The following is a 19,843-nucleotide window of genomic DNA, read 5'->3' on the forward strand; positions in this document are numbered from 1 at the left end:
CGATGAAACGCGGCGCGCCTGGCGACGCCGCACGATGGAGGAGACAGGTAGTGCAGGAACAGACAACCGCTGCGCCCCGGCTTGAACTGCGGCATGCAAGCAAATCGTTCGGCCGGGTCCGCGCGTTATCCGATGGCGATCTCACGCTGCGGCCGGGTGAAGTGCATGCTTTGCTCGGCGAAAACGGCGCGGGTAAATCGACGCTCGTGAAGATTCTGGCCGGCGTGCATCAGCCCGACACCGGCGAGATCGTGATCGATGGCGTAGCGCGTCGTTTTGCGACGCCCGCCGAGGCACGCGACGCGGGTCTTGCTGTGATCTACCAGGAACCCACGCTGTTCTTCGATCTTTCGATTGCCGAGAACATCTTCATGGGACGGCAACCGGTGGACCGCATCGGGCGGATTCAGTATGACGCCATGCGCAGCGAGGTGGACGGCCTGCTGGCATCGCTCGGCGTCGATCTGCAGGCGGACCAGCTGGTGCGCGGTCTGTCCATTGCCGATCAGCAGGTGATCGAGATTGCCAAGGCGCTCTCGCTAAACGCGAATGTGCTGATCATGGACGAGCCGACCGCGGCGCTGTCTTTGACCGAAGTGGAGCGGCTCTTTGCCATCGTGCGCAAGCTGCGTGAGCGCGATGTGGCGATTCTGTTCATTACCCATCGTCTCGACGAAGTGTTTGCGCTGACGCAGCACGTCACCATCATGCGCGACGGCGCGAAGGTGTTCGACGCGCCTACGGCGGATCTGACGACTGGCGCGATCGTCGCGAAGATGGTCGGGCGCGATCTGGAAAGCTTTTATCCAAAGGCGAATGTGACGCCGGGCGAAGTGCGTCTGTCGGTGCGCGGATTGACCCGGCTTGGCGTGTTCAAGGACATCTCGTTCGAGGTCCGCGCCGGCGAGATCGTCGCGCTGGCGGGTCTGGTGGGAGCCGGGCGCAGCGAAGTGGCGCGGGCGATCTTCGGCATCGATCCGCTTGATGCGGGTGAAGTCTGGATTGCCGGCAAGCCGCTCGCAACGGGGCGGCCGGCGGCGGCAGTGCGCGCGGGGCTCGCGCTGGTGCCGGAAGATCGCCGCCAGCAGGGGCTCGCGCTCGAGTTGAGCATCGCGCGCAATGCGTCGATGACAGTGCTCGGACGTCTCGTCAAACACGGACTCATTTCCACGCGCAGCGAAACGCAACTCGCGGCGCAGTGGGGCACGCGGCTGCGACTGAAGGCAGGCGACGCCAACGCGCCGGTCGGCACGCTCTCCGGTGGCAATCAGCAGAAGGTCGTGCTCGGCAAGTGGCTTGCCACCGATCCCAAGGTCTTGATCATCGACGAGCCGACGCGCGGCATCGACGTCGGCGCCAAAGCGGAGGTGTATAGCGCATTGGCCGAACTGGTCACGGGCGGCATGGCGGTGTTGATGATCTCGAGCGAATTGCCAGAGGTGCTCGGTATGGCCGACCGCGTGCTGGTGATGCACGAAGGACGTATCAGCGCCGAGATTGCGCGCGCCGACGCGAACGAAGAACGGATCATGGGCGCCGCGCTCGGCCAGCCTGTGAACCCACTAGGGCACGCCGCATAATGCGCCATTCTCATACTCATCCCCATCCGGCGCCGGTGCAGCCTCCCGCCGTCGGCGGCTCCACCGCGAAAACGGGCGGCCTCGTCGCGACCATTGCGAAAAGCCGCGAGACCACGCTGTTTATCGTGCTGATCCTGCTGATCGTCGGCACGGCGCTCGCGAGACCGCAGTTTCTGAATCTGCAGAATCTGCGTGACGTGCTGCTGAATGTGTCGATTATCAGCTTGCTGACCGCCGGCATGACGGTGGTGATCCTGATGCGGCATATCGACCTGTCGGTTGGCTCGACGGTCGGTGTCAGCGCCTATGCGGTCGGCAGCCTGTATGTCGCGTTTCCCCATATGCCGGTGATCGTGGCGCTCGCGGCGGGGCTCGCAATCGGTCTGGTTGCGGGCGGTATCAACGCTTTGCTGGTGGCCGTGGGACGCGTGCCGTCGCTAGTCGCCACTTTGTCGACGCTCTACATTTTCCGTGGCGCGGACTACGCGTGGGTGCACGGCGGACAGATCAACGCCACCAGCTTGCCCGATGCGTATTCGCGGCTTGCGACGGGGGTGATCCTCGGCGTGCCGACGCTCGCGTTGATCGCGATTGTGGTGCTGATCGGCTTGTCGATGTACCTCAAGCAGTTTCGTGCCGGCCGTGAGCACTATGCGATCGGCTCGAATCCGGAGGCCGCGCGTCTTGCCGGGGTCAATGTCGAGCGGCGCGTGATGTCGGGCTTTTTGTTGTCCGGCGCGATTGCGGGCTTTGCCGGGGCACTGTGGCTGGCGCGCTTCGGTACCGTTGACGCGAGCACGGCGAAGGGCATCGAATTGCAGGTGGTCGCCGCGGCGGTGGTCGGCAGTGTGGCGATTACCGGTGGGGTCGGCACGATTCTCGGCGCGACGCTTGGCGCGCTGGTGCTCGGCGTCATCAGTATTGCGCTGGTGGTGCTGCGCGTGTCCCCGTTCTGGGAGCAGGCCATTCAGGGTGCGCTGATCGTCGCTGCGATTGCAGCCGATACGCTACTCGCCCGCTCCGTCGCCAAACGCATGATGAGGAAACGCGATCATGGCTAAACCCGATTCCGCGCTGTTGACCCGCAAACGCGAGACGCCGCTGCGCTGGGAAATCCTGCTTGTCATCGTGCTGGTGTTGTCGCTGGTGCTGGGCAGGGTGCTCTCGCCCATGTTTTTGACCGGCGCCAATATCACCAACGTCCTGGCCGATCTGACCGAGATCGCGCTGATGGCCTTGCCGATGACGTTGATTATCGTGGCCGCTGAAATCGATCTGTCGGTAGCGTCGGTGCTCGGGGCATCGAGTGCGCTGATGGGCGTGCTCTGGCATATGGGCTTGCCTATGCCGCTGGTGATCGTGCTGGTGCTGATTGTCGGTGCGTTGGCGGGGCTGCTGAACGGTCTGGTCATCGTCAGGCTGAATCTGCCTTCGCTGGCTGTGACGATCGGCACGCTCGCGCTGTTTCGCGGGCTCGCGTATGTGCTGCTCGGCGATCAGGCCGTCGCGGATTTTCCGGCAGGCTATACGGCGTTCGGTATCAACAATCTCGGTTCGACCTTTATTCCGCTGCCGTTTGTGTTTGTGATCGTCGGCGCCGTGGTGTTCACGGTGCTGCTGCAAGCCACCGCTTTTGGCCGCAGTCTCTATGCGATCGGCGCGAACCCGACTGCTGCGACGTTCTCCGGCATTGAAGTGGCGAAGATCCGTTTACGTCTGTTTGTTTTGTCGGGCGTGATGAGCGCACTGGCCGGTGTGGTGTACACGCTGCGCTTTACCAGCGCGCGCGGCGATAACGGTGAAGGCTTCGAATTGTCGGTGATCGCGGCGGTGCTGTTCGGCGGCGTGAGCATTTTTGGCGGACGGGGCTCGATGGTCGGCGTGTTGCTGTCGCTGCTGATTATCGGCGTGCTGAAAAATGCGCTCACGCTCGATGACGTCTCGAGCGAAACGCTCACGATCGTGACCGGCGTGTTGCTGCTCGCGTCCGTGCTGATTCCGAATCTGGTGGCCCGCTGGCGTGCGATGCGCGACCGGCGTTTTATCGCTAAGTCTACTGCTTCATAGCCGTACGAGGACCGTACGGTGTGCCGTTCCTGATATCAACAACCCGGACGCTTTAACGTCCGATTATTCAGCCAGGAGACACTTCATGTTCAAACCCCTACGTCAGGCCGGAGCGGCCGCGCTCTGCGTGGCCCTCTTGGGCATCAGTTGCGCGGCAGGCGCGGCCGATATCAAAAGCGGCCTGAAGATTGCATTCATTCCGAAGCAGATCAACAACCCGTATGAGGTGATCGCCGATAACGGCGGTATGGCCGCAATCAAGGAATTCGGTGGCGTCGGCAAGGTGGTAGGTCCGTCGGATGCGGGCGCATCGTCGCAGGTGCAGTACATCAACACGCTGATCACGCAGCGCCAGGACGCGATCGTGATTGCCGCCAACGATGCGAACGCGGTGGTGCCCTACCTGAAGAAGGCGATGTCGCAGGGTATCAAAGTGGTGACCTTCGATTCGGACACGGCGCCGGATGGGCGGCAACTGTTTGTGAATCAGGCCAACGCAGAAGGCATTGGCCGTGGACAGGTTCAACTGGTCGCGAAGCTGATGGGCGGCGAGGGCGAGTTTGCGATTCTCTCGGCGACGCCGAACGCAACCAACCAGAACACGTGGATCAAGTGGATGCAGGAGGAACTGAAGAAGCCTGAATACTCGAAGATCAAGCTCGTGAAGATCGCCTACGGCAATGACGACGACCAAAAGTCGTTTGTCGAAACCCAAGGCTTGTTGCAGGCCTATCCGAATCTGAAGGCGATCGTTGCGCCGACGACGGTGGGCATTGCAGCGGCGGCGCGTTATATCTCGACGTCCTCGAGCAAGGGTAAGGTGGATGTGACGGGTCTGGGTACGCCGAACCAGATGCGTGCGTTCGTCAAGAATGGCACCGTGAAGGCATTCCAGTTGTGGGATCCGAATCAGCTCGGGTATCTGGCGGCTTATGCGGCAGCGGCGCTGTCGTCGGGGACGATTACGGGCAAGGAAGGCGAGTCGTTCGACGCCGGCAAGCTCGGCAAGCGCACTATCGGGCCGCAAGGGGAAATCATTCTTGGACCGCCGACTACGTTTGATTCCAGCAATATCGACAACTTCAACTTCTGAGCGGGCATTTTCCGGAAACGGGCGACGCTCGTTGTAGACAAAAACGCCCTTCGGGGCGTTTTTGCTATCCAGAGCGCAAGTGGCCGCGCCGTGCTCGTACCCGCTTTTTCCTGCTTGAACGCCCGGTTTCGGCGCTATACGCTTGGATGGCTTGCCTCTCTCAAGGAGCCGGTCATGAAAGGCGCTGCGGTGGATGTGCATTTCGATGCACGGTTTATGGTGCTGGATCTGGCCGACGGCCGGGTGGCTCACTTTCCTCTGGCCCAATTTCCTGCCTTGGAGTCGGCTTCGCCGGTGCAGCGGGACTGCTTTGCGATTTCGATCGACAAACAGCGGCTCTACTGGCCGGAGCTGCAGCAAGACGTTAGCGTGACAGCGCTCCTGTTGCCGCTGGACGAAAACACGCTCCACTGAGTCGTTGGCTGGTCCGGCCGTAGCGCGGCTCGCTTCCTGGCGACGCCGCTATTCCCGCCTGTCTGATCTCTTTCGCGCAACGCTTCGAGCGGGGTGGTGCGTGGCGAATCCGCGCCCGTCGAAGGGTGGGGAGACGCGCGTCCATGCCTGAAAGCCCACGTTCATAACGCAGGGAAGTTGTATGGCAAAATGATGTTCCGGGTAAACGCCTAGACGTTGTGTTTTGAGTTTATATCCACGAAATAACGCGCAAATTCAGGCAACATTCAATAAATACAATAACTAGAATCGGCGCCAGATGTCTTCCATTTCAATGTTGCTTGACAACTATTGCTACCGTTGATTATCTTGGCGTCCATGGTGCGATCCTGCATGACGGTCCGTCGACGGACCTGATTCATCACGGCGACTCTCGCCTCGGCACGGTCCACGCCGGGAAAACGCCGCACGCACCATACAACACGGCACGCCAGCACACGGCGGCATATTGGAGGAGCAAATGGGCAAGGTAAGAGGCATGCGCTGGTGGATGATCGGACTCGTCACGTCGGGTCTCATCGTCAACTACATTGCGCGCAATTCGCTGGCGGTCGCCGCCCCGGAAATGAACCGGCTGCTGAGCATCTCGACCGCGCAGTACTCCTATATCGTCGCTTCGTTCCAGGCTGCTTACATGGTGATGCAGCCGATTGCGGGCTACATCCTCGACGTGGTCGGCATCAAAATCGGCTTTGCGCTCTTTGCCATTGCATGGTCCGGCGCGTGCATGCTGCACGGTGCGGCCAACGGCTGGATTTCGCTCGCGGTGTTCCGCGGCATGCTGGGCCTGACCGAAGCCGCGGGCATTCCCTCCGGCCTGAAGGCCACCTCCGAATGGTTTCCCGCTAAAGAGCGTTCAATCGCAACCGGCTGGTTCAATATCGGTTCGTCGATTGGCGCAGTGATCGCGCCGCCGCTGGTGGTCTGGTGGGTGCTGCATGGCAACTGGCGCATGGCGTTTGTGTCGATCGGCGTGCTTGGGCTGATCTGGAGCATGCTGTGGCTGCTGCTGTACCGCGCCCCGAAAGATCAACCGCGCCTGTCCGATACCGAGCGTGACTACATCCTCGCAGGACAGGAAGCGCAATACAAAACGGATACCGCCGCCCGTCCTTCGTGGCGCGCCATTATCAAGCGCCGCGCATTCTGGGGCATTGCGATTCCGCGTTTTCTGGCCGAGCCGGCATGGCAGACCTTCAATTTCTGGATTCCGCTCTACATGGTGAGCGTGCGTCATATGAACCTGAAGGAAATCGCGATGTTCGCGTGGCTCCCGTTCCTCGCGGCTGACATTGGCTGCGTGCTGGGTGGCTATCTTGCGCCGTGGTATCAGAAGCACTTCAAGACGTCGCTGATCACGTCGCGCAAGCTGGTCGTGGTCACGGGTTCGCTCTGTATGATCGGACCGGCGTGTATTGGCCTCGCAACCAGCCCGTATGTGGCGATTGCGCTCTTTTGTATTGGCGGGTTTGCCCATCAGACGTTGTCGGGCGCGCTCTATACGCTCGCTTCCGATGTGTTCGGCAAGAACGATGTGGCCACGGCAACCGGCCTGACCGGGATGGCAGGCTATGCAGGTGCCACGCTGTTTTCGCTGGCGGTGGGTGTGGTGGTGGCGCTGGTCGGTTATGACCCGCTATTTGTTTCGCTCGCATGCTTCGATCTGATCGGGGCGGTCGTGGTGTGGTTCGTCTTGAAGGAGCCGCGCGAGCCGCAGCAGCGTGCCGCCGATACAATCCCGCCCGTTGCCGACGCAGCGCGCGCATAAAGCACAGTCAGCTGTCGGTCGGGCAACAAGGCATTGGTGCCCCGGACGGCGGCAGCAGAAATGGAGAAGCAGCAAGGATGAGCAAGCAGGAATCGAAGGGTAAGCCGTTTCGACGGCTTTTGCTGACCGGCGCTGCCGGCAATCTCGGTCGGCAATTGCGCAGTGCGCTCGCAGATTGGGCGGACGTCGTGCGTTTGTCGGACATCACGCCGCTGGGCGAAGCCGCTGAGCATGAAGAACATGTGGTGCTGGATCTCGCCGACCGCGCGGGCGTGGATGCGCTGCTCGAAGGCGTCGACGCCGTCGTGCATCTGGGCGGCATCTCCGTCGATGCGCCGTTCGACGATCTGCTCGAAGCGAATATTCGCGGCGTGTACAACCTGTATGCGGCGGCGCAGAAGCATGGCGTGGAGCGCGTGCTGTTTGCGAGCTCCAATCACGCGATCGGCTTTCATCCGACCACGACTGTACTCGATGCCGATGCGCCTTTGCGTCCCGACAGTCTCTACGGTGTGACGAAGTGCTTCGGTGAATCGTTGTCGCGCTACTACTTCGACCGTTTCGGCCTGGAAACGGTCTGCATGCGGATCGGTTCGTCGTTCGAAGTACCGAAGAATCCACGCATGCTCGTGACCTACCTGAGCTATCGCGACTTTATCGAACTGGTGCGGTGCTCGCTGCTCACGAACCGCGTGGGGCATGCGATTGTTTATGGCGTGTCGAACAATCGGGTGGTTTGGTGGGATAACACCAAGGCCTCGTTCCTGGGCTTCCGGCCACAGGACAGTTCAGCGCAATTCGACGGGCTATTCCCCGTTCAGGCGCCGACTGACGATTTCGATGATCCCGCGCAGCGCTTTCAGGGTGGCCCTTTCGTGGTGGCGTTGCCGCAGTCGTAAACAGGGCCGCACAACCACAAACCCTTCGCTTAAACGCGCTCCCGCTGCTCGCCGCCCCGCGAAGCCTGCCGTATCACCTGCGGGGGCTGTCCGAACGCACGCAGGAACGCGCGCCGCATCCGCTCGCGATCGCCGAAACCGGTATCGCGCGCGACGACTTCAATCGGATGCAGGCCCGACTCGAGCATCAGACGCGCAGCCTCGATGCGCAGATGCTCAACCGCCTTCGCGGGCGATTGGCCGGTCTCTGCCCGGAACGCGCGGCTGAATTGCCGCGGACTCAAATGGGCTGCTTCGGCAAGCTGCTCGACCGACAGTTCGGTATGAAGATTCTGCTTCGCATAGGCGAGGGCGGTCTGAATGCGGTCCGAGCGTGGCTCCAGTTCAAGCAGCGCTGAATACTGCGACTGGCCGCCCGCCCGCCGGTGATAGACAACGAGCTTCTTCGCCACCAGTCGCGCGATTTCGGCGCCCGCGTCCTTTTCGACGAGTGCCAGTGCCAGGTCGATGCACGCGGTCATGCCTGCAGAGGTCCACACCGGGCCGTCGATGATAAAGATGCGGTCTTCCTCCAGCTTCACAGCCGGGTATTCACGGCGCAGACGCGCGGCGAAAAACCAGTGGGTGGTGGCGCGCCGGCCGTCGAGCAAGCCGGCCTGCGCGAGATTGAACGCCCCTGTGCAGGTCGAGCCGATGCGCCGCGAGGTCTGCGCCGCGCGCTGCAGAAAGCCGATCAGGGCAGTTCCAGGTTCGATCACCGCATTGTCGCCGACCACCAGCACGGTATCGAAACGGCTGTCGTCGAAGGCCTGAGTCTCGACCGCAAAGCCGGCCGAAGTTCGCACCGCACCGCCGTGCTCGGAGAGCAGTACGACCTCATAGACAGGTTTGCCAGCCGTGATGTTGGCAAATTCGAAGACCGTCGTGATGGCCAGGTTGATGACCTGAAAGCCTTCGTACAGCACTATTCCGATACGTAACATGGTGATGTCCTTGGGTGTTGCAGCCGATGGCCGAAAAGGTGGCATCTACGACATTGGAGACATCCGATTATGACCTTAATCTCCTTTCCATGCAGACCGACATCGGTCGGCGCTCACGAACCAAAGGAGAAATGCCATGAACGACACGACACACAAGGGCACAGCCCTCATTACCGGCGCCTCTTCAGGAATCGGCGCGATATACGCCGATCGCCTCGCCCGCCGCGGCTATGACCTGATTCTGGTGGCGCGCAACCGCGAACGGCTCGACCAGTTGGCCGACCGTCTGACCACGGCAACGGGCCGCTCGATCGAAGTGGTCGCCGCGGACCTGGGTAACAAGGCTGATGTGCGCCGCATTGAGGAGATTCTGCGTACCGATTCGAGCATCACGATGCTGGTGAACAATGCCGGCATCGGCGGCGCCGGTCCGCTGCTGGTTTCGAATGTGGACACCATGGAATCGATGATCGAGTTGAATGTCACCGCGCTCACGCGGCTGACGTATGCGATCGCGCCGGCGTTCGTTGCGCGGGGAACCGGCACGATCATCAATATCGCCTCGATCGTGGCCGTCGCGCCGGAAGTCCTGAACGGCGTGTACGGCGGCACTAAGGCTTTCGTGCTGGCGTTCAGTCAATCGCTGCATCATGAGCTGGCCGCGAAGGGGATCCGCGTGCACGCGGTGCTGCCCGGCGCCACGCGTACCGAGTTCTGGGACATCGCCGGTCAGCCGGTCGAAAACCTGCCGCAGAGCATTGTGATGAGCGCCGACGATCTGGTCGATGCAGCGCTCGCCGGCCTGGACCTGGGCGAACTCGCAACGGTTCCGTCGTTGCCGGATGCGGGCGACTGGGCTGCGTTTGAATCGGCACGTGCCGCGCTGGGGCCTAACTTGTCCCGCAGGGAACCGGCTGCGCGCTATGGCGTGGCGAGTGCCGCTTAAGGCACGTGATCAGGGAGCCGCAATGCATGCGGCTCCCTGCGGTACTTCAACCTCGCTGCTCGCCTAGCGCAATGCTTCGAGCGCTGCGAACTCCTGATCGCTCAGGCTGATCTCCGCGGCGGCCACGTTCTCGCGAAGATGCGTGCGCTTCGACGTCCCCGGTATCGGCAGAATCACCGGACTACGCTTGAGCAGCCACGCGAGTGCAATCTGGCCTGCGCTGACGCCACGTTGGGCCGCTATCTTTTGCAGTGGCGAGCCCGTTTGCGTCAGACTGCCGGCCGCGAGCGGATACCACGGGATGAAGCCGATGCCGTGTTCTTCGCAATATCTGAGCACGTCCTCGCTGGCGCGATCGGCTACGTTGTAGCGGTTCTGCACCGTCGCGACCTTAAAATACTTCGAGGCAGCCTGAATGTCCTCGACCGATACTTCGCTCAAGCCGGCAAAGCGGATCAGTCCTTCGGCTTGCAGCGAGCGGACCGCATCGAACTGTTCGTCGCGCGGCACGTTGGGATCCACACGATGCAGCTGCCACAGCGCGATCTGCTGGACGCCGAGGTTCTGCAGACTCTTCTGCAGCCTCTGCCGCAGGTATTCCGGATTGCCGTCGGGGCTCCAGCGATCCGGTCCACTTCGGCGCAGACCCGCTTTGGTCGCAATCAACAGGTCCGGATAAGGATGCAATGCCTCGCGGATAAGCTGCTCCGACACGTCGGGACCATACGAGTCCGCCGTATCGATGAAATTCACACCGAGTTCCGGCAGGCTCTGCAACGTGCGCAACGCTTCGGACGGATCGTCCGGCGGCCCCCAGATACCAGGACCTGTAATGCGCATGGCGCCGTAGCCCAAACGATGAATCTCGAGTTCGCCGCCGAGCTTGAATGTGCCCGACGCTTTTGCTGTCGGAGATGCCAGATCTGCCATTTGATCGACTCCTTGTTGTGGATGGTCGCAGTCTAGGGGATTTCCGTGCAGCACATATAGAGGTGTCGCCTGAAGACACTTGTCTGGCGGTTTGAACAATGGATTGCTTCGCCGGCGGCGAGACCGGGCCTTGCTGAAATCACCCATGTGCGGCGCGATCGCGCAGTGCACGTTGCGCAGTGCACGTTGGCCAAGCGGAAGGACAGAGGAGGGAGCAGGGCGAGCCGCTGATTCCGCTGCGCCCCCGCTTGCGCGTTTAGCGCAGGATTTTCGAAAACAGCAGATGCTTGAAACGCACTACCGGCTGCGGGCTGCGTTGTGCCTTGGCGAGCAGAATCGAGCCTTGCAGTGAGGCGACGATAAAGCCGGCCACGTCGTTGCAATCGAAATCCGCGGGCAACTCGCCCGCCCGGACCGCCGAGGCGAGGCAGTATTCGAGGCACTGCTGGAGCTCCGCGAAAATCTCCACCACGCGGTGCCGGATGGCATCGCTATGGTCGCTCGCTTCGAGTGCGAAGTTGCCGATCAGGCAACCGTTGCGCGTCTGATTCAGGCAGATGCGCGAGATGCTCCAGTCGATGTAGTCGCCGAGCCGCTTGAGCGGCGGGAGCGCGTCGTTGCGCAGCGTGTCGCGCAGAATCTCGCGGGTGTTGGCGAAGTAGAGCTCGAGGACCTCGAGACCGAACGCTTCCTTCGAGGCGAAGTGGTTCGTGAACGAGCCTTGCGGCACCCCCGCGGCCTGAACGATATCGCGCACGCTTGCGCCCGCAAAGCCGTGTTCATGGACGACCTTGAGGCCTTCGGCGAGGATCTTTCCGCGGTGTGAGGGTCTTGGCATAGTGAGGAAATTGTACGGTCGTCCATATTTGGGCGTCAACGGCGATCAGTGCCCGTCTACCGGAGATAGGGACCCTGTCGCGATCAGGGGCATCCTTGACATAGTGTGACCGTTCCATTGTAATACGGACAGTCGTATTGGTTTGCGGAAAAATTGGGCATTTCTGTCGCGCACTTGGCCCGCTGCCAGCCACAAAAAATATCGCCCGGAGCCCCGGGCGGACGTGAAAGTTCAAAGGGAATCTGGATATGGACCGGCTGCAAGCAATGAAAGTGTTCACGCGGGTTGTGGAGACGAACAGCTTTTCCCGCGCCGCGGACACGCTGGATCTGCCGCGTGCGTCGGTCACGACGATCATCCAGAATCTCGAAGCCCATCTGAAAGTGCGCCTGTTGCAGCGCACGACGCGCCGCCTGAGCCTTACGCCGGATGGCGCCGCCTATTACGAGCGTTGCGTGCGCATCCTGGCCGATATCGAGGAGACCGAAAGCTCCTTGTCGCACGCACAGCGGGCGCCGCGCGGCAGGTTGCGGGTCGATATGCCGAGCGCGCTCGGCAAGCTGGTGGTGATGCCCAAGATCGACGAGTTTCACGAGCGGTATCCGGACATCGAGTTGATGGTCGGCTTTGGCGACAAACCCGTCGATCTGATTCAGGAGGGCGTGGATTGCGTCATCCGCATTGGCACCTTGCAGGACTCGAGTCTGGTCGCACGGCGTATTGGCGTTTTCCAGCGTGTGACGGTGGCGAGCCCGCTTTATCTGGAACAACATGGCACGCCGGAGACGATCGAGGACCTGGAGGGCCACGTTGCCGTCAATTACTTCCTGGGCCGCACCGGGCGCGTGGTGGATTTGACCTTCGGGGTCGACGAGCAGACCGTTGAAGTGAAGATGCGCGGCAACATCGCCGTGAACGACGCGGAAGCGTACGTTGCCAGCGGCCTGAAAGGCGTTGGTCTGCTGCAGGCGCCGCGCTTTATGGCCTTGCCGCACTTGCGTTCCGGCGAACTGGTCGAAGTGCTCTCGCAATGGAAACCCTCGCCGCTGCCGATCTCGGCGGTCTATCCGCATAACCGGCATCTGTCGCCCACCGTGCGGGTGTTCGTCGACTGGGTGGCCGAGTTGTTTGGCCGCTGCCCGCTGTTCTCCGGTCAGGAAGACGCCGAACAGCGTTGCCTGCCGACTACGGCGCCCGCGCAAGCGCCTGCGATCCGGCGCACTTCCCCTGCAGCTAAGCCTGTGTCCGCGGATAGCGTGGAATTGGCGGCCTGAACCGGCCGTGTCTGAACTGGCCGTATAAGTAGATATCCTGAGCTGGCTGCTTCAGCATGGCGGGCGGAGCGCCGCTGGAGCAGCGGATTGTTCGTCGCGGCGAGATTGTGTTTCGGTTCTACAACCCTTTATCCGGCGCCCCTTGAGCACCAGAATAGGTGTCATCACAACAAGGGGACGGCGCGAGCGCGCCCGACAGTAGACATGGTGTCGAAGCTGGATCTTGGACTTTCTATCGAGGATGTCCGCATCACGGGGCATGCGCAGCCGATCACGCTGCGGAGCTACCGGCCCGGATCGAATGGCGCGACGTTGCCCGTGGTCCTGTATTTCCACGGAGGCGCATTTTGTGGCGGCACACTCGACGATGCTGACATCGCGGCGCGGCATATTGCTCGCGCTACGCCAGCGTGGGTCGTGTCGGTCGGTTATTCGCTGGCACCGCAGTTTCCCTTTCCCGCTGCCCCTGAAGACGGCTATCGCGCGTTGCAATGGGCGGTATACCAAGCCCGTGGACAACGCGCCGATCCGCGACGGATCGGCATTGCCGGCCATGACGCGGGCGGCAATCTCGCCACCTGCGTAGCGGCCATCGCGCGCGACCGCGCGGAGATCATCGTTTCGGCCCAGGCGTTGCTGGCGCCGCGGCTCGATCCGAGCATGACGCGCGTCGCCGACCACAAGAAAGTCGAGACCTCCCTCGATCTTTATGAATGTGCGCGCTGCTATCGCGAGTATCTGCCGAACGCTACGCAGCGGCTGCATCCTTATGCGGCACCGCTGGATTCGTGGCGGCTCGCGGGCCTGCCTCCCGCTCTGATCGCCAGCGCGCAGAACGACTCGTTGCGCGAGGAGGCCGAAACGTACGCGGCCGCGCTCACTCGTGCCGGAGTCGTCACCGAAGTGCGACGCTATGCGGACACCTCACGGGACGCTTTGGGCACGCATGCCGAGGCCTTGGCCGACCTCGTCGCGTTCCTGCAGAAGCAGTTGCGCAAGGCTGAAGCCATTTGACCCGCGGCCGTGCGGCGAAGCCTTTCGTCAGCTTGCCCGACGGCCCCAACTATGCGGTAATCTCCGGACGCTCAGTCACGCATTCGACGCCGAGGGCGTGCGGCCCCACCCGGTAATCCGCCCGCCCTCGAGCCCACCACGAGGTGCCCTATGGATTATCTGGAGAGTCTGCGGGTCTTCCGCGCAGTCGTCGAAGCACGGAGCTTTACGCGCGCTGCAGATATGCTCGGCCTGACCACGCCGATCGTGTCACGCTCCATTTCCGGACTCGAGCGCCGTCTGGGCAGCCGTCTGTTCAATCGAACCACGCGGCAGGTTTCGCTCACCGAGGCGGCGGAACATTTCTATGAAGGTTGCGCACGGATTCTCGACGATCTGGAAGCGCTCGAGGCCGACGCTTCGGCGCAGACCCGCGAACCGAGCGGCGTGCTGCGCCTCGTCGCGCATACGACAGCCACCGTCAACCGGCTCGTGCCGCTGATCTCGACCTTCAAGCGCAAGCATCCCAAAGTGAGTCTCGACGTGACGCTGACGGAGCGGCCGGTCGATCTGGTTGCGGACGGCTATGACCTCGGGATCGTGCTGCCTTTTATGCTGAGCACCGACACGGTCGTGACGCGCCTGCTCGAACGCATGACCTTCGTCATCGTGGCGACACCGGAGTACCTGAAACGGCACTCGCGGCCAGCCCATCCGTCGGAGCTGAACGGGCATATGTTTGTGGTGCTCTCGCCTGAGTTTCGCAAACCCCAGCTGACCTTCCGGCTCGGGGCAGAGGATCTGGTGATCCCGTTCAAGTACGACATCGCTTCGAATAACGCCGTGTTCAATCGTGAGATGGTGCTGGAGGGATTTGGCATTGGCGTGCTGCCCGCGCCGCTGGCCCAGGCCGAACTGGCCAGCGGCAGGCTGGTGACTCTTCTCGACGAATTCGAGGTGGTCGACCCATCGGTCGATCTGAGGCTCGCGTACAACACGCGCACGCTATTGCCGGCGAAGGTCAAAGTCTTCGTCGAGCACGCCGCGGAATTCTTTGCCGAGATGTCGGCCGCTGAGGCGTAGGCGTCGCGAGATCTGACGGCCAGGCAATAGATCTGATGATTGGCCACTGGCCGATGCTTCTGGCGCTGAGCTGCCCAGTTACAGCCCGTCGTCGCGCTGACTCTTGTCGCTGTCGCAACAATCAGATGTCCCCGCGAGATTGATCCGGCAGCGCGGCATCACTAATCTGTGCACATGCACACTAACTCACCCGAAAACGACGATTGCTTCGCGATTCGCCAGGCCGCCCGGCAGATTTCCCAGCTTTACGAGCGGCATTTGTCTGAAGCAGAGCTCACGCCGACGCAGTTCAGCATTCTCGCCGCGCTGCGGCACGGCGCGAGTCTGACGATGCTCGAACTGGCGCAGGCGATGGTGATGGAACGGACCACGCTGGTGCGCGCGCTCAGGCCCTTGCTGCGAAACGGTCTGATCGCCGATGAACCGGATGGGCAGGGTACGCGGCGTCTTCAGCTGACCCTGACCCAAAACGGTCATACGCGGCTTGATCAGGCAATGACGCATTGGCTCGCGGCGCAGGAGGAGTTTGAGCGCAAGTTCGGCCCGCAACAGGCCGCCATGCTCCGGCGCGAGCTGTTCCGTCTGACACGCGACGTTTCGAAAGCCTAAAGAAATATTGGGCCAATGGCCCACGCAGTAAATGCAATTTTCCAATCAATTTAGTGCATATACACAGGTGAAATCATGTCGAGCCCTGCAACTCCTGCTTCCGTTGTTCCCAAGCCGTCCGCCGACGCTGCCAGGGGAGGCCGTATTCCATGGATGCGCCTCGCCTACGGTGCGGTAGCGTTGGTGCTGGCTGCTGCGGCGGGCTACTGGTTCTTCGTTCTGCGCTTCGAGCAATCCACCGACGACGCCTACGTCGGCGGCAACGTGACGGTGATGGCGCCGAAGGTCAACGGCTTCGTCACGGACATCCTCGTGCAGGACAACCAGCACGTTTCCGCGAATCAGGTGCTGATCCGCCTCGATGCGCGCGACTACGACGCGAAACTTGCCCAGGCCACCGCCGAGGTGGATAGCGCCCGCGCGGCGGTAGCGGAGTTGCAGGCGAAGCAGGTCCTGCAGGCCGCGGTGATCAATCAGCATCAGGCGGAAGTGCGGGCCTCGTCGGCTGAACTGACCCGCAGCGCGCAGGACCAGACGCGCTACCGCGAGCTGGTCAAGGACGACGCCGTGTCTAACCAGATCGTCGAACGCGCCGACGCCGATTTCTCCAAGGCGCAGGCCGCGGTGCAAAGCAGCGGCGCAGCGGTGCTTGCCGCGCAACGCGAACTCGATGTGCTCGGTGCGCAGATCGCCGACGCGCAGGCACGCGTCAACACGGCGCTGGCCGCGCAGCGCGTGGCACAACTGAACGTCGAATACACGACGATCCGCTCGCCGGTCGACGGTTATATCGGCAATCGCACGGCGCGGGTCGGCATGCTCGCCAATATCGGCGCGCCGCTCCTGACCGTAGTGCCGTCCACGGACCTCTGGGTGGACGCGAACTTCAAGGAAGACCAACTGAAGAAGATGCAGATCGGCGACAAGGCCGATGTCGCGCTCGACGCCTCGAGCCTGCCGCTGCACGGCTATGTCGAAAGCCTCGCGCCTGCCACTGGCGCCACCTTCAGCGTGCTGCCGCCTGAAAACGCAACCGGCAACTTCACGAAGATCGTACAACGTGTGCCGGTCCGGATTCGCCTGAACGTGCCGCGCGGGATGGAGAACGTGTTGCGTCCCGGCCTGTCGGCGACCGTTGAAGTGCATCTTGCCGACGGCTCGCAAGCGTCGAGCGGTCACTAAGCGAACCGGGCCAACATTATGACAAGCGCTCATACGCTCGATCCGGCCTCCCAGCCTATGCAGCAACGCGTGTTTGCATTCGCACTCATGTGCCTGGGATTTTTTATGGCAACCCTGGATATCCAGATCGTCGCTTCGTCACTGCGGGATATCGGTGGCGGACTTTCTGCGAGTCAGGATGAGTTGTCATGGGTGCAGACGGCCTATCTGATTGCGGAAATTCTCGTGATCCCGATGTCGGGCTGGCTTTCCAAAGTGTTCTCGACACGCTGGCTGTTCGTTGCTTCCGCGGTGGGATTTACCGTCACCAGCATGCTGTGTGGCATTGCGTGGGACATCAATTCGATGATCCTGTTTCGCGGTCTGCAGGGCGCCATGGGCGCCGCGATGATCCCGACGGTGTTCACCACGGCCTTCGTGCTGTTCCCGGGCAAGCAGCGTCTCGTTGCGTCCACTACGATCGGCGCGTTGGCCTCGCTCGCGCCGGCAATTGGCCCGGTGATCGGCGGCTGGATTACGGACCAGTGGTCGTGGCACTGGCTGTTCTATCTGAACCTCGCGCCGGGCGTGGTTGTGGCCGCGCTGGTACCCAAGTATGTAAATATCGACAAGCCCGATCTGTCGCTGCTGAAAAAAGGCGATTACCTGGGAATCCTTTTGATGTCGGGCTTTCTCGGCTGTCTCGAGTACGTGCTGGAAGAAGGGCCGCGCAAGAACTGGTTCGGCGATCACATCATCATTGCCTGTACGTGGGTTTCGGCGATCTGCGGCTTTCTCTTCCTCGTGCATGCATTGACGGCGGATGACCCCATCGTGGATCTGCGTGCGCTGGTGGTGAGGAATTTCGGCATCGGCAGTTTGCTGTCGTTCATCACGGGGATCGGGATTTTTGTGGCGGTATTTCTCACGCCCGAGTTTCTCGCCCAGGTTCGCGGCTTCAGTTCGCTGCAGATCGGGATCGCATTGCTGTCGGTTGGCGTGTTCCAGTTGCTCGCACTTGCGGTCTATGCGGCGGTGGCACGGTTTGTCGACATGCGCCTGTTGTTGCTGTTCGGGTTGATCTGCTTCGGCCTTGGTTGTTACCTGTATGTGCCGTTGACCCACGATTGGGGTTGGCAACAACTGCTGTTGCCGCAGGCGCTGCGCGGTATCGGCCAGCAGTTCGCGGTGCCGCCGATTGTCACGATGGCGCTCGGATCGCTGCCGCAATCACGGCTGAAGTCAGCCAGCGGACTGTTCAATCTGATGCGCAACCTGGGTGGGGCAATCGGTATTGCGGTCAGCGCGACCATGCTCAACGATCGCCTCAATTTCCACTATCTGCGGCTCAACGAAAGCGTCACAGTCGGCCGTCCGGAAGTGGAGTCCGTACTCACGGAGCAGACCGCGCATTGGTCATCCGTGGCCGGCGACGTGCTCAACACGACGCAGTCTGGCCTCGCCAACCTTCATGCGCTGGTATTGCGCGAAGCATTGGTGCTGACGTACTCGGACACCTTCTATGTACTGTCGCTGTGCTTCATCGTCGCGATAGCCAGTTTGGTGTTTTCCAAACCTTTCTCTAACGGCGCGCCGCCGCCGGACGCACATTGAGGCCAATCATGAAAAAGCTCATTGCAGAAATTCTGGCTTGTCTCTCGGTGGCCGCGTGTGCGGTCCAGCCGGCCACCCATGCCGACTTGCCGGCTACGGTCAAAACGGTCGCGCCGGTCAACTGGAGCGTCGAAGCGCCGCAGGATGCGGTGGATGCGAAGACCTGGTGGTCGCAGTTCGGCGACCCGGTGCTGGACCAATTGGTGGACTCCGTGCTCAACGGCAACCTGGATCTGCAGGCCGCCGCGGAACGCGTCAAGCAGGCGCAAGCCGTCACCACGCAAAAGCACGCGGTCTTGCTGCCGGAACTTGACGCGACGGCCACTGCTTCGGATAGCCGTATCAACACGCCGCCGCCGCTCGGCTATGTACGGCAGGGTGGTGTTGGTCTTGCGCTGAACTGGTCGCCGGACGTGTTCGGCGGCGAGCGGCTCGATCTGCTGGCCGCGCAGGCGCAACTCGTTGGGCAAAAGCACGCCGAGGATGCACTGCGGCTTGCACTCGCGGCTAATACCGCATCGGCCTATGTCGATTTGCGCTGGGCCCAGCAGGAATTGCAGATTCTGCAGGATAACCAGGTAATCCGGCAACGAGCCCTGCAACTGACCCAGGAGCGTCTGAAGTACGGCTTGTCGACGCAACTCGATGTCGCCCGCGCGCAGAACCAACTGGATGAACTTCAGGCGCGGATCCCGCGTGCTCAATCGACGATCGAGCATGAGCTCAGCCTGATTGCTGTGTATACGGGGCGCACGCCGGAATCGGTGGACAAGCTGGTGCTGGCCACGCCTGGCCCGATTCCCAACCCGGAAGGCGCGGCACCGACGACGTTGCCCTCCGAGGCGTTGCTGCGTCGTCCCGATGTGCTCGTTGCCTATGCAGCAGTTGAGCAACGTGCGGCCGAAGTGGGGGTGTCGAAGGCAGAGCGCTATCCGAAGTTCAATCTGAATTTGAGCGATGGCTTGCTCGCGGCTTCGTACCTCGGTATGCCCGCATTGACCGACAACCTGTTCAGCGCGGCATTGAATGCCACCAGCCCGATTTTCAACGCTGGGCGGATCACGGCGGATATCCAGCAGAGCGAGAGCAAAATGCGCGAATCGCAACTGAATCTGCAGCAGACGATGCTTCAGGCGCTCAGGGAAGTGGAAGATACGCGCAGCGACCTGGTGAGCACGACAGCGTCGACGCAAAAGCTGACCGACGCATTGGGGGCTTCCGATCAGTCGCTCAAGCTGGCGAACCAGTTGTACAAGGGCGGTGCGACCGACTTCCTCGACGTGTTGTCCGCTCAGCAGACCTATCTGCAGGACTCCGATTCGTTGAATCAGGCGAGGCGCGAGCATGCGCTGGCTGCGGTGGCGCTGTATCGCTCGCTTGGGGGCGGGTGGAGTCAGGATGCTGAACCTGCACTCGCTTCCAGTGGTCGTGTGGCGGGTGGCTGAATGCTTTGCGCTTTGTAAGCCGATGAATTAGATTGAGTAAGGTCGGCGGGTCGCACGCTGGCTCAATCCGGAAGTTGCTGGGATTTGTTCGGTACTGCGGCAGACGA

18 protein-coding genes are annotated in these 19,843 nt (G+C 61.8%); 15 read left to right on the forward strand and 3 right to left on the reverse strand.

The window, feature by feature from the left end; all coding sequences use genetic code 11:
- Window positions 1-50: 50 nt before the first annotated feature.
- From P3T40_RS15325 to P3T40_RS15355, 7 genes are all read left to right on the forward strand, one after another.
- Window positions 51-1,580 carry a sugar ABC transporter ATP-binding protein gene (locus tag P3T40_RS15325; RefSeq protein WP_429268564.1) on the forward strand — a complete coding sequence of 510 codons (1,530 nt, stop codon included), beginning with the start codon at window positions 51-53 and terminating at the stop codon, window positions 1,578-1,580.
- Window positions 1,577-2,641 (forward strand): ABC transporter permease, encoded by a 1,065-nt coding sequence (locus P3T40_RS15330; protein ID WP_429268724.1) that lies wholly within the window; start codon window positions 1,577-1,579, stop codon window positions 2,639-2,641. Before P3T40_RS15325 ends, P3T40_RS15330 begins: the two co-directional genes overlap by 4 nt.
- Window positions 2,634-3,647 carry an ABC transporter permease gene (locus P3T40_RS15335; protein WP_429268565.1) on the forward strand — a complete coding sequence of 338 codons (1,014 nt, stop codon included), beginning with the start codon at window positions 2,634-2,636 and terminating at the stop codon, window positions 3,645-3,647. The genes P3T40_RS15330 and P3T40_RS15335 overlap by 8 nt, the downstream gene beginning before the upstream one ends.
- An 85-nt stretch (window positions 3,648-3,732) precedes the next feature.
- The gene (rhaS, locus tag P3T40_RS15340; protein WP_429268566.1) at window positions 3,733-4,740 is read left to right on the forward strand and encodes a rhamnose ABC transporter substrate-binding protein; all 1,008 of its coding nucleotides are present in this window, start codon (window positions 3,733-3,735) and stop codon (window positions 4,738-4,740) included.
- 174 nt (window positions 4,741-4,914) lie between these two features.
- Window positions 4,915-5,154, forward strand: coding sequence for a DUF2442 domain-containing protein (locus P3T40_RS15345; protein WP_429268567.1), 240 nt, complete (start codon window positions 4,915-4,917; stop codon window positions 5,152-5,154).
- A 499-nt stretch (window positions 5,155-5,653) separates the two neighbouring features.
- A complete protein-coding gene (locus P3T40_RS15350) occupies window positions 5,654-6,961 on the forward strand; it encodes an MFS transporter (protein WP_429268568.1) in 1,308 nt (435 codons plus the stop codon).
- A 77-nt stretch (window positions 6,962-7,038) separates the two neighbouring features.
- Complete coding sequence (locus P3T40_RS15355) at window positions 7,039-7,860, forward strand: NAD-dependent epimerase/dehydratase family protein (RefSeq protein WP_429268569.1); 822 nt, start codon at window positions 7,039-7,041, stop codon at window positions 7,858-7,860.
- Window positions 7,861-7,889: 29 nt separating this feature from the next.
- Here P3T40_RS15355 and P3T40_RS15360 read toward each other — a convergent pair whose 3' ends face one another.
- A complete protein-coding gene (locus P3T40_RS15360) occupies window positions 7,890-8,843 on the reverse strand; it encodes a GlxA family transcriptional regulator (protein ID WP_429268570.1) in 954 nt (317 codons plus the stop codon).
- 136 nt (window positions 8,844-8,979) lie between these two features.
- Here P3T40_RS15360 and P3T40_RS15365 point away from each other — a divergent pair, with 136 nt between their 5' ends.
- A complete protein-coding gene (locus tag P3T40_RS15365; RefSeq protein ID WP_429268571.1) occupies window positions 8,980-9,789 on the forward strand; it encodes an SDR family NAD(P)-dependent oxidoreductase in 810 nt (269 codons plus the stop codon).
- 63 nt (window positions 9,790-9,852) lie between these two features.
- Here the strand turns inward: P3T40_RS15365 and P3T40_RS15370 are convergent, their stop codons facing one another.
- On the reverse strand, window positions 9,853-10,719 hold the full coding sequence (locus P3T40_RS15370) for an aldo/keto reductase (RefSeq protein WP_429268572.1): 867 nt from the start codon (window positions 10,717-10,719) through the stop codon (window positions 9,853-9,855).
- Between the two features lie 256 nt (window positions 10,720-10,975).
- A complete protein-coding gene (locus P3T40_RS15375; RefSeq protein WP_429268573.1) occupies window positions 10,976-11,557 on the reverse strand; it encodes a TetR family transcriptional regulator C-terminal domain-containing protein in 582 nt (193 codons plus the stop codon).
- A 248-nt stretch (window positions 11,558-11,805) separates the two neighbouring features.
- Between P3T40_RS15375 and P3T40_RS15380 the strand changes: the two genes are divergently transcribed.
- The 7 genes from P3T40_RS15380 to P3T40_RS15410 all read left to right on the forward strand — a co-directional run bounded on the left by P3T40_RS15380 (window position 11,806) and on the right by P3T40_RS15410 (window position 19,736).
- Window positions 11,806-12,831, forward strand: a complete 1,026-nt coding sequence (locus P3T40_RS15380) for a LysR substrate-binding domain-containing protein (protein ID WP_429268574.1) — start codon at window positions 11,806-11,808, stop codon at window positions 12,829-12,831.
- A 204-nt stretch (window positions 12,832-13,035) separates the two neighbouring features.
- Window positions 13,036-13,845, forward strand: coding sequence for an alpha/beta hydrolase (locus tag P3T40_RS15385; RefSeq protein ID WP_429268575.1), 810 nt, complete (start codon window positions 13,036-13,038; stop codon window positions 13,843-13,845).
- A 150-nt stretch (window positions 13,846-13,995) separates the two neighbouring features.
- Complete coding sequence (locus P3T40_RS15390; RefSeq protein WP_429268576.1) at window positions 13,996-14,907, forward strand: LysR family transcriptional regulator; 912 nt, start codon at window positions 13,996-13,998, stop codon at window positions 14,905-14,907.
- Between the two features lie 174 nt (window positions 14,908-15,081).
- A complete protein-coding gene (locus P3T40_RS15395) occupies window positions 15,082-15,516 on the forward strand; it encodes a MarR family winged helix-turn-helix transcriptional regulator (protein WP_429268577.1) in 435 nt (144 codons plus the stop codon).
- Between the two features lie 75 nt (window positions 15,517-15,591).
- Window positions 15,592-16,698 carry an HlyD family secretion protein gene (locus tag P3T40_RS15400; RefSeq protein WP_429268578.1) on the forward strand — a complete coding sequence of 369 codons (1,107 nt, stop codon included), beginning with the start codon at window positions 15,592-15,594 and terminating at the stop codon, window positions 16,696-16,698.
- Window positions 16,699-16,716: 18 nt separating this feature from the next.
- Window positions 16,717-18,291, forward strand: coding sequence for a DHA2 family efflux MFS transporter permease subunit (locus tag P3T40_RS15405; RefSeq protein ID WP_429268579.1), 1,575 nt, complete (start codon window positions 16,717-16,719; stop codon window positions 18,289-18,291).
- An 8-nt stretch (window positions 18,292-18,299) separates the two neighbouring features.
- Window positions 18,300-19,736 carry an efflux transporter outer membrane subunit gene (locus P3T40_RS15410; protein ID WP_429268580.1) on the forward strand — a complete coding sequence of 479 codons (1,437 nt, stop codon included), beginning with the start codon at window positions 18,300-18,302 and terminating at the stop codon, window positions 19,734-19,736.
- Window positions 19,737-19,843: the final 107 nt, after the last annotated feature.

The sequence above is a fragment of the Paraburkholderia sp. EB58 genome, from assembly GCF_050436665.1.
Lineage (GTDB): Bacteria > Pseudomonadota > Gammaproteobacteria > Burkholderiales > Burkholderiaceae > Paraburkholderia.